Origin of the sequence: Rhizobium leguminosarum bv. viciae USDA 2370 (genome assembly GCF_002008365.1) — a bacterium.
In the GTDB taxonomy this organism is placed as follows: Bacteria; Pseudomonadota; Alphaproteobacteria; order Rhizobiales; family Rhizobiaceae; genus Rhizobium; species Rhizobium leguminosarum.
On record NZ_MRDL01000011.1, the window covers coordinates 1 to 9,553 of the forward strand.

The 9,553-nt window shown below is 56.0% G+C and carries 10 protein-coding genes; 8 read left to right on the forward strand and 2 right to left on the reverse strand.

Annotation, left to right across the window (positions count from 1 at the left end; translation table 11 throughout):
- Positions 1 to 170 precede the first annotated feature (170 nt).
- From BS629_RS05565 to BS629_RS05580, 4 genes are all read left to right on the forward strand, one after another.
- On the forward strand, positions 171 to 896 hold the full coding sequence (locus tag BS629_RS05565; RefSeq protein ID WP_245315066.1) for an SDR family NAD(P)-dependent oxidoreductase: 726 nt from the start codon (positions 171 to 173) through the stop codon (positions 894 to 896).
- 87 nt (positions 897 to 983) lie between these two features.
- Complete coding sequence (locus BS629_RS05570) at positions 984 to 1,391, forward strand: GlcG/HbpS family heme-binding protein (RefSeq protein ID WP_077988054.1); 408 nt, start codon at positions 984 to 986, stop codon at positions 1,389 to 1,391.
- 55 nt (positions 1,392 to 1,446) lie between these two features.
- Positions 1,447 to 1,896 (forward strand): OsmC family protein, encoded by a 450-nt coding sequence (locus tag BS629_RS05575; protein WP_077988055.1) that lies wholly within the window; start codon positions 1,447 to 1,449, stop codon positions 1,894 to 1,896.
- Between the two features lie 13 nt (positions 1,897 to 1,909).
- On the forward strand, positions 1,910 to 2,203 hold the full coding sequence (locus tag BS629_RS05580) for a putative quinol monooxygenase (protein ID WP_077988056.1): 294 nt from the start codon (positions 1,910 to 1,912) through the stop codon (positions 2,201 to 2,203).
- A 39-nt stretch (positions 2,204 to 2,242) separates the two neighbouring features.
- Here BS629_RS05580 and BS629_RS05585 read toward each other — a convergent pair whose 3' ends face one another.
- Together BS629_RS05585 and BS629_RS05590 are read right to left on the reverse strand one after the other, a co-directional pair.
- On the reverse strand, positions 2,243 to 3,154 hold the full coding sequence (locus tag BS629_RS05585; RefSeq protein ID WP_077988057.1) for a LysR family transcriptional regulator: 912 nt from the start codon (positions 3,152 to 3,154) through the stop codon (positions 2,243 to 2,245).
- A 105-nt stretch (positions 3,155 to 3,259) separates the two neighbouring features.
- Positions 3,260 to 4,090, reverse strand: a complete 831-nt coding sequence (locus tag BS629_RS05590) for a putative hydro-lyase (protein ID WP_077988058.1) — start codon at positions 4,088 to 4,090, stop codon at positions 3,260 to 3,262.
- Between the two features lie 410 nt (positions 4,091 to 4,500).
- On the opposite strand from BS629_RS05590, the gene BS629_RS05595 reads away from it, so the two are divergent.
- Genes BS629_RS05595 through BS629_RS05610 form a run of 4 tightly spaced genes read left to right on the forward strand, consistent with a single transcriptional unit; the run spans position 4,501 to position 9,354 of the window.
- Positions 4,501 to 5,613: an extracellular solute-binding protein gene (locus BS629_RS05595; protein WP_077988059.1), complete on the forward strand. Its 1,113-nt coding sequence runs from the start codon at positions 4,501 to 4,503 to the stop codon at positions 5,611 to 5,613.
- Positions 5,614 to 5,640: 27 nt separating this feature from the next.
- On the forward strand, positions 5,641 to 6,717 hold the full coding sequence (locus tag BS629_RS05600; protein WP_077988060.1) for an ABC transporter ATP-binding protein: 1,077 nt from the start codon (positions 5,641 to 5,643) through the stop codon (positions 6,715 to 6,717).
- Positions 6,710 to 8,440: an ABC transporter permease subunit gene (locus tag BS629_RS05605; protein WP_077988061.1), complete on the forward strand. Its 1,731-nt coding sequence runs from the start codon at positions 6,710 to 6,712 to the stop codon at positions 8,438 to 8,440. The genes BS629_RS05600 and BS629_RS05605 overlap by 8 nt, the downstream gene beginning before the upstream one ends.
- Before the next feature lie 29 nt (positions 8,441 to 8,469).
- Positions 8,470 to 9,354: an alpha/beta fold hydrolase gene (locus BS629_RS05610; RefSeq protein ID WP_077988062.1), complete on the forward strand. Its 885-nt coding sequence runs from the start codon at positions 8,470 to 8,472 to the stop codon at positions 9,352 to 9,354.
- Positions 9,355 to 9,553 lie beyond the last annotated feature (199 nt).

Consider the following 9,553-nt stretch of genomic DNA (forward strand, 5'->3'; position numbering starts at 1 on the left):
TCACGATCCCGCAGGCTGGCCACATGCCGCAGATGGAAGCGGCAGCAATCGTCAACAACGCGATCATAAAAACCATCGCGCGCGCCTGAAGGCGACACAAGCGCAGGCGGTCATTATCGAGCAACAGGAAAGGGAATGCGATGTCAGGGCGTCTTTCAGGAAAACGGGTCTTGCTCACTGGTGGAGTCGCAAACATCGGCCTTGCGATCCTTGAACAGTTCATTGCGGAAGGAGCCACCGTCAGTGTTGTGGATATCGACGCCGCGCGCGGCGCGGCCGTCGAGAAGCGTTTCGGCAGTGCGGTGAAGTTCATACGTGCCGATCTCTCGCAGGAATCTGAGATCAAGGCGGCGATCTCTCAAGCAGCCGAATGGATGAAGGGCATCGATACGCTATGCCTCAACGCCGGCATCCAGCTTTCAGGCAGGCTGGAGGATTTCAGCACCGGCGACTGGGACAAGGTCTTTGCAATAAATGTCAGGGCGAATTTCATCTTTGTTCGCGAGTCCGTGCAAGAGCTTCGGAAGTCCGGCAAGGCTTCCGTGGTGCTGATGTCGTCCCTCGCAGGCAAGCGCGGTGCTGCTGGTCTTCTCGCCTATTCATCGTCCAAGGCGGCGGTGATCGGCCTGACGACTACGCTGGCGATTGAACTGGCGCGTGACGGCATCCGAGTCAATGCCGTATGCCCGGGTTGGATCGACACGCCTTTCAACCAGCCGGTCATCGACTTCATCGGCGGGCGCGAAAAGCAGGAAGCACTTGTTCCTCAGGTCATTCCGCTTGGCCGGCAGGCGCGGCCCGACGAGGTCGCTCCCCTGTTCGTGTTCCTGGCATCGGATGAGTCCTCCTATGTAACCGCGCAGGCGATCAACGTGGATGGGGGAATCTACAATTAGGAATGAACGAGCGTGCGGCGATCGGACCGTTCGAGCGGGCGCCGCACGTAGAATTGCTTTCCAACAGACTCAGATTGAGGCACCACGATGGTCAGAATTATCACGCATGAAGAAGCCTTGAACGCCATTGCTGCGGGCGCTGCAAAGGTCAGGGAGATCAACCAGCCGTCATCCCTGGCGATCGTTGATCTCGGTGGCAACCTTCTAGCTTTCCTACGAGTCGACGACGCCGCACTTTCAACGGTACAGATCGCTCAAAACAAGGCCTGGACTTCGCTTGCTCTGCGTTCGCCTTCCGGTCAGTGGATGGAGCCGGTTCAGCCGAATGGTCCACTTTATGGCCTGGAATCGGTTGGCGCGCGGCCGTTCGTGGTCTTCGGCGGCGGTCTGCCGATCATTCGTGACGGCAAGGTCGTCGGCGCCGTCGGCGTTTCGGGCGGCCCGGTAGACGACGATCTCGCGATCGCCGAAGCAATGTTGGTGGCCCTCAGCTAGTGGGACACATATCCGCGACCTTTACGGCGCAAAATCGGGTTAAAGGGTGACAAGGATGTCAGAACATATCGTTCGTCTTGAGTGGGAAGCCGTTCCACACGAACAACAAAAGACAACGTACAGCCGTGACCACAAGGCGATCATCAGCCCGACGGTTACCATTCCAGTCTCTGCCGCCGCTGAGTATCTCGGTAACGCGTCACTAGCAGATCCTGAACAATTGCTCGTGAACGCGTTGGCGAGCTGCCATATGCTGTACTTCCTCGCCATTTGCGAAGGCAGCGGTTATGCCGTAACCGCCTATCAGGACGATGCTTCCGGCAGGGTGTCGAAGAACCCCGACGGCGGCATGTGGGTCTCAGACATTACCCTGCGTCCCAAGGCGACGTTCAGCGGCGAAAAGCAGCCTGATCGCGAGACGCTCCGGCGCCTTCACGATCGCGCGCATAAGGGCTGCTTTATTGCAAATTCGATCAAGTGCCACGTATCCATAGAGATTAAGTGATCTGGAGGTCAAAATGAAGAACCAACTCGTTGTAGTGGCGACGATCATCGCCCACGAAGGTAAGGAAGATGCGGTAAGGGACGCGCTGCTAACGCTCGTTCCGATTGCAAAAACAGAGCCAGGCTTCGTCCAGTATGATCTCCACCAGTCGAATGATCGGCCGGGCGAGTTCCTGTTCTACGAGATCTGGGACGATGAAAAGGCGCTCGACGTCCACAACAACACGGACGCGATGAAGGCCTTCGGCGCCAAGCATGGCCATCTGTTCAAATCGGTGGTGCTTGAGAAATACACCCGCATTTCCTGATCCGAGGCACGGCTGGCCGGCGGCATCGCTGGCCAGCTTCTAGCGGGAAGGGTGTTTGGGGCCAAAGGCGCCGTCGTTTGCGACTTCCTGTGCAAGTTTGGCGACCACACCGCTCAATGGCATATCCGAACGTGGGATGAAGCTTGCTGTGAATGAGAGCACGGGCAACGTCTCTTCATGGGCCAGCAGCCGCAGACGGCCGCTCTCAAGGTGCTCGAGCGCAACTTCCTTTGGAATTGCTGCAATTCCCAAACCATCGAGCGTCATGCGAATGATCGATGACAGTGATGAGTTTGCAAATAGACGGACACCTGTGACACCAGCCCGGCGAAAGAGTTCTTTCAGTTCCGAGTGGGGTCGTGTGTGGCGGGCAAACGTGATGATTGGATATTCGGCGATCTTTCTAAGGCTCATGCTGGCACCAATCTCGGCAAAATCTGACCGGACGATGAAATCCAGCGGGTAGCTGCAAAGATGAACGTTCGTCACGTGCCCGGCAGTGATCGGGCCCATCAACAGCGCGACATCAATCGCATTGTTGAGCAGTGCTTCGGCGAGACCCGCCGAAGCATCGACGTCGATCGAAAGCGTTATTCCAGGATATTCGGCACTGAGCCGCTTTAGAAGTTCCGGCAGCCAAGTGTGAACGATGGTGTCGGAAACACCAAGATGCAAGTTACCGCGCAGGGCACTATCGCCAGCGATCGCCGAGACAAGCTCCACGCGTAGCGCGATCATTTGCTCGACATATCGTAAAAGGTCACGCCCTTTAGCAGTCAGATGACTGCCGTGCTTGTTGCGATCGAATAGCCTGACATTAAGCTCCTGTTCGAGCTGGGCTATTCGTGCCGAGACAGCCGGTTGCGTGGTGTGGAGCTTTTCTGCGGCACGGTTAAAGCCGCCCGTCTGTGCGACGAAGTAGAAAGTCTCCAAGGTACGAAGATCAATCATGCCGTTCCCCCAGTGCGGTGCGCGCCGGCGCGGAGAGCACAGGACGATAACAGACCCTTCGTGTCCACGGAAAGCCGCGTCCGAGAGGCAGGCCTGATTGCGCTGTCACAAATCTGGCGCAGAAAAGCGAAACTTTCCAGTAATTAGATCATCGTCGGGGATATCGGTGAGCAGCATGCATCCCGGAGAGTGGGTGATCGCGATCGGTGGCTTTGCGTTGGCCAGGGCCACCTGCGGCGTTACACCGCACGCCCAGAAGACAGGAACCTCTCCTTCTCTGATTGGCACCGGATCGCCGTAATCGGGATTGGTTATGTCTGCGATCCCGATCGCTGCCGGATCACCGAAGTGGACCGGCGCACCGTGAACCTGCGGCATCCGAGAGGTGATCTCGATTGCGCGAATGGCCTCTGCAGGCTTCATCGGGCGCATTGACGCGACATACTGGCCCGAAAAGCGCCCCGACGATACACATTCGATATCGGTCTTATACATCGGTACGTTTGTGCCGAGTTCAATATGGCGGACCGTGAGACCGGCACCCAGCAGCGCCCATTCAAACGAGAATGAGCATCCGATCAGGAAGGACACGAAGTCGTCCTGCCAGATACTTGTAATGTTCTTAACTTCGTCGACCAAATTTCCGTTGCGGAATATCCTGTAGCTCGGCACATCGGTACGGATATCGATGTCTTGCCCCGCGCCAGATAGAGATGGATCGCCCGGCCGACCCACTGCCAATAGCGGGCAGGGTTTGGGATTTGCAAGGCAGAAATTTAAGAAATCCTTCGCCCATTCTCTCGGCAGGATGACAACATTGCCTTGAGCAAACCCTCTAGCCATTCCGGAGGTCTGGCCGCTAATAGTACCAGATCTTGCGCCCGCGCGAATGGCTTTAGGCGGATGGTCCGCAGCGCTACTTGAAGATTGCAACACGAATTGTTTCCTCGACGATCAAGATCAAGAGTGGCTCGGTTTTTTTATTTGCTCGTCAGTCGCAGGCGTCAAATTATGAAATTGAATGGTCGGTGATCAAGTTTCCTTATCGAACCGGCGTTAGGTCGAACGCCGCCTGGTGATCAGCATTCATTATTACAGGTCATCGTGAATTGCGATTTGACCGTCGGATGCAATAGCGGGAGGATGTTGGAGCTGAACGGTAGGAGGCCCTTCAGTAATCGGCCTGCCGGACGAGAGGACGTTCGGGCAGCCAAAACATCCCCGTTTATCTTCGCTGGGCCTAAAGACATGGCCGGCAACGACATTTGGATCACCAACCGAACTGTCGTTAGTTAGGCTAGTTTTGAAGGCGCCCTTGACCAATGACAAAAAAGGGAACTCTAAAAATGACCAAAGATCCGACACGCTTGACCGCCAGCCGTCGCCAGGTCCTAAAAATGGGTAGTGGGCTCGCTGCCGCAAGTTTGTTTACACCTTTCCTCGCATCCGCCACCCGTGCGGAAGAGGAGCCGATCACGCTTCTGACTTGGGAAAGCTACGACGAACCGGACTGGATCGCCGAATGGGAAAAAGCAAACGGCACGAAGATCAAGCCGGTCATCATTTCTTCGCTCGATGAGGTTTTTGCGCAGCTTCAGTCCGGTGCGGTAAAGCCGGATGTGGTCTATTCAGAAGCGTCAACGGCGGGCCGCCTAAAGAAAGCCGGTCAGATTGCGCCGTTCGATCTTTCTAAAGTCCCCAATGTCGCCAACATTCTTCCCGGACTGAACTGGAAGGACCCGCTTTCGGTCGATGGTACGCTGATGGGCATTCCGCTGCATTGGGGTACACAGCCGCTTCAATATAATGCTGACGTCATCAAGGAAGCTCCGACGAGCTGGGCCGCCCTTTGGGATAAGAAGTATCAGGGTAAGGTCACCATCTTCGATGACGCGACTGTCACAATCCCGATGATCGCCCTCTACGTCGGGGCGAAGGATCCGTTCAAACTGAGCGAGGACGAGTTTGGCGCGGTTACGAAAGCACTCCGTGAATTGCGTCAGCAGGTTCGCGTCGTCACCCGCGGCTTCGACGATGCGGCGAACGTCTACGCTTCGGGCGAAGCGCTTCTCGGTTATTGCCACAACGTTACAGTCGTGAATACGCTGAAAAAAAAGGGCCTGAACGCAAAGTACTCGCTTCCAAAAGAGGGAACCCCTTCCTGGATCGAGGGAACTTATGTCACGCCCAAGGGACAGCGGGATATCGTCTATAAGTTCCTGAATGACACGATGTCCGTCGAGTGGCAGACGCGGTTCATGAAATTCTCCGGCAGCAATGGCATTCTGACGCCAGATGCGGCGCGCAAGGCCGGCCTCACCGAGGAGGAGCTCAAGAACACGAACATCCTCGATTCCGAGGATCCCTCGTTCAAAAGCAACTTGGTGTTTTTCCGCGAGCCAGAAGATGTCGAGCGGCGCATCCAGATCTGGAATGACTTCCTCGCTGGTACGCTTTGAGCCGATACGCGAACGCGGAGAAGAAAGATGGGTACCTCCCAGACAACGGTGCTTTCGCTTGAAGGCGTGTCGAAAACCTATGACGGCTCAAACAAGCCTGCGCTCGACGACGTTTCCTTTGCCGTAAGAAGCGGAGAATTCTTCTCAATTCTCGGTCCGAGCGGTTCTGGAAAGACCACCATCTTGCGAACAGTTGCAGGGTTCGAGCATCCAGACCGGGGTGCAATTACGATGTCGGGGCATGCCATGAACGGCGTCCCTCCGTTCAAGCGCGACGTACGCACTGTGTTTCAAAGCTACGCTCTTTTCCCGCACCTCACGGTGCGGGAGAATGTTGAATACCCACTGCGGATGCGCGGCGATGCGAAATCCGGCCGATCTGCTGCGGCGATGGAAGCTCTGTCGCTCGTCGAGATGTCGGGGTTTGCCGACAGGCTTCCACATCAGCTGTCAGGGGGCCAGAGGCAGAGGGCGGCTTTGGCAAGATCAATTGTCTCGAAGCCGAAGCTGCTGCTTCTCGACGAACCCCTGGCGGCGTTGGATTTGCGGCTGCGCCAGCAGATGCAACATACTCTCGTGGCTCTGCAAAGGGAACTCGGTATTGCGTTCATGTATGTGACGCACGACCAGGGCGAAGCATTGTCGATGTCCGATCGCGTGGTGGTGCTTAACGAAGGGAAGATCGCGCAGCTCGCGACACCGCGCGAAATTTATTTCGCGCCGAACAATGAATTCGTTTCCCGATTTGTCGGCCGGTCCAATCTCATCCCCGTGACATTTGAAGCCGCCGGAAATGGTGCGGTCGCGCATGTGGAGAATGTGGCGCTGCCGGATCTCGTCGCTTCACACTGTGGCGCGGCGCGTATGGCGATCCGCTATGAGGCCGTTCGGGTCAGCGAAAACGTTGCCACACCATCTCCAGGTACGCTTCATGGAACTGTTGAAGACGTCTTGTTCATGGGAACGAGCTGTGAGGTCAATGTTCGCTGTGGTGCGATAAACGTGATCGGCTTGGTGCCTGCAGCTCACAATTCATCGCTGGAAGTCGGTCAGCCGGTGCAGGTCAACTTCGATCTGCAGAATACGCAGGTGTTCTATGACTGATAATGTCGCATCCAACCTCACGAAACCTTTGCAGGCTTCACCGTTGGGCTTCAGGATCAGCCTCAATCTGGCGAGCGTTCCGGTCCTTGCCTGGTTGTTTCTGATCGTTGTCTTGCCGAACGTGCTATTGATCGGCGTGAGCTTTCTCAAGGCTTCGGGCGGGGTCATCCTCCTTGAGCCATCGCTTATAAACTATGCGCGGATCTGGAACTCGGCCGGCTTTTGGGTTTTGCTTACGCGCACCTTATCATTCAGCTTTCTTGGCTGCGTTCTCGCAACTGCGATCGCTTTTCCCTTGGCCTTTTACGTCGGTCGGATCGCAAGGCGCTATAAGACCCTGCTGACCGTGCTGGTTGTTCTGCCACTCTGGATCAGCCTTCTGATGCGCATTTTTGCCTGGCGCATCATTCTTGGCCAGTCGGGCGTTCTCAACGCTGCCCTGGTCTCCAGCGGTATTCTTGATCAGCCGTCCGATGCCTTCCTTTATAGTCCAACCGCGGTCGTAATCGTATTTGCCTACATCTCCGTCCCTTTCATTTTCATTTCGACAATGGGAGCGTTCGAGAAAATACCCCGTGATCTGATCGAAGCGTCGCAAGACTCTGGCGCGACACCAATCCAGACATTTCTCCACTTGATCTGGCCGTTGACCCGTCGCAACTTCGCAATCGGCTTTTCACTGGCGTTTCTCGTGACAGTCGGAGATTTCGTCACGCCAGCGATGATTGGCGGTATCGACGGCACGACGCTCGGCGTCGTCGTCTCTACTCAATTCGGCTTTGCTAACAACTGGCCATATGGCGCAGCAGTTGCGGTTGCGCTGATGATCAGCGTAGCCCTCCTTCTCGGCGCGATAATCACAATGTTGCCGACGAAGGGCGTAATGCTCAGCGAAGAGGCCGAAGGCAAATTGCCCGAAACCAACTCTTCGCAGCGCGACACCGGTCGTCGCCTAGCGAGCATTGGCGTCGTCGCGTCCATCTTCTTCCTTTATGCACCGCTCGCGATCATCGTCCTGTTTTCGTTCAATTCAGCCAATTTACAGATCTTCCCGCTGCAGGGCCTTACCCTTCATTGGTATCAAGAACTCCTCCAGGATCAGTCGTTGCTGGAAGCGGCCCGACGATCGGTGATCGTGGCACTGTGTGTCGTGACGATGTCGGTGATGCTGGGAACCATTTTTGCGCTGATCATTCATTATGCCAGATTGAAGGGCGCTCGCTTTTTCGAACTCGCCTTTGCGCTGCCGATCGCCACGCCGGGCGTCGTGCTCGGGATTGAGATGGTTCTTGGCACAGAAATATTCTCAATTCCCTCTGGCGTCGCGCGAATTGTCATCGGGCAGATGAGTTTCGTTATGCCGGTGACCATGCTGCTGTTGCTTGTACGGCTGCGACGCCTCGATCCGAGCCTCATGGAAGCCTCCCTGGATCTTGGCGCCAATCGCTGGCAGAGTTTCATCCATGTTCTGTTTCCGATGATCCGCGGGACTATTGTCGCCGGTGCCTTTCTCGGACTCACGCTATCTGCCGACGATGTGATGGTGACCTTGTTCTTGTCGGGTGGTGCGCCAACCCTTCCGATCTGGGTGTTCAACCAGCTCCGTTTCGGCTTCACACCCTCGGTGAATGCAATCTTCTCGCTGCTCCTCTTTGCGTGCCTCTTGGTCGTTGGATTCGCCACATGGAGAACCAGCGCCAGACTCGTAAAGGCAGCGGCTTAATCGCTCGATAATCGATAGGGAGGTTCACAATGGATATGCAGGACTGGCGTTCCACTGGAATTGAAGGTTTCGGCCGCGGCTTTCTTACGGTCGAAGGTGTTCGAATTCACTACGTCTCAGGGGGACGAGCAGACGGAAACACGATCGTCCTTTTTCCCGGTTTTCCGCAAAGCTGGTATGCGTGGCGTAAGATTCTGCCCTTACTCGGCAAGCGCTACCGGGTCATTGCGCCCGACCTACCAGGGCAAGGCGATTCCGATCGACCACTATTTGGATGCGATACGCTTTCGATCGCGCGTCTAATGCGAGAGTTCACCAAAAAGCTCGGGGTCGAGAAGCACTATCTGGCCGCCCATGACATTGGAGCGTGGGTCGCCTATCCCTATGCGGCGTCCTATGGCGAGACCGTCCGCGGCCTCGCGATACTAGACACCGGCATACCTGGAATTAGTTTACCGGACACGCTGCCGTGGTCCCCAGACACTGCGTGGCGGACATGGCATGTAGGATTTCACAATCTGCCCGATCTGCCCGAGGCTCTTATCAGGGACCGCGAGGACATTTACCTCCGATGGTTTTTGCAGCGCAAAGCTGCGAGCCCGGCGTATTTTTCTGAAGATGATTTCAACGAGTATCTTAGGGTTTTTCGCAACAATGGTCTGATGGGGGGGCTAGCTTACTATCGCGCCATTTCCCAATCTGCAGACCAGAATAAAGAACTTAGCAGTCGTGGCAAACTCGAGATGCCGGTTCTCGCAGTTCGTGCCGATCAGGGCTCGATGCCAGATCTCGTGGCTCAACTACAGAAAATTGCAACCGACGTCTCAGGCACCGCAATCGAGCACTGCGGCCACTATTTGGCTGAAGAGCAACCCATGGCGCTTGCCGACACGTTGACGCGTTTCTTTCCTTAACGCGCCGACGAAGCATTGAGTGCGTCCACCTCTCCCAAGACGGGTTGGACAAGCAGGACTGCGGATGTCGGCGGACATCCGCAGTCGGACGCCACAAGAAATGATGAAGGATCTGCCGGAGGATAACATGTCAGGCTTACAACTTTCGCAGGACAAGCTGATTGAGGTCTATCGGAGCATGCGGACGATCCGCCGTTTC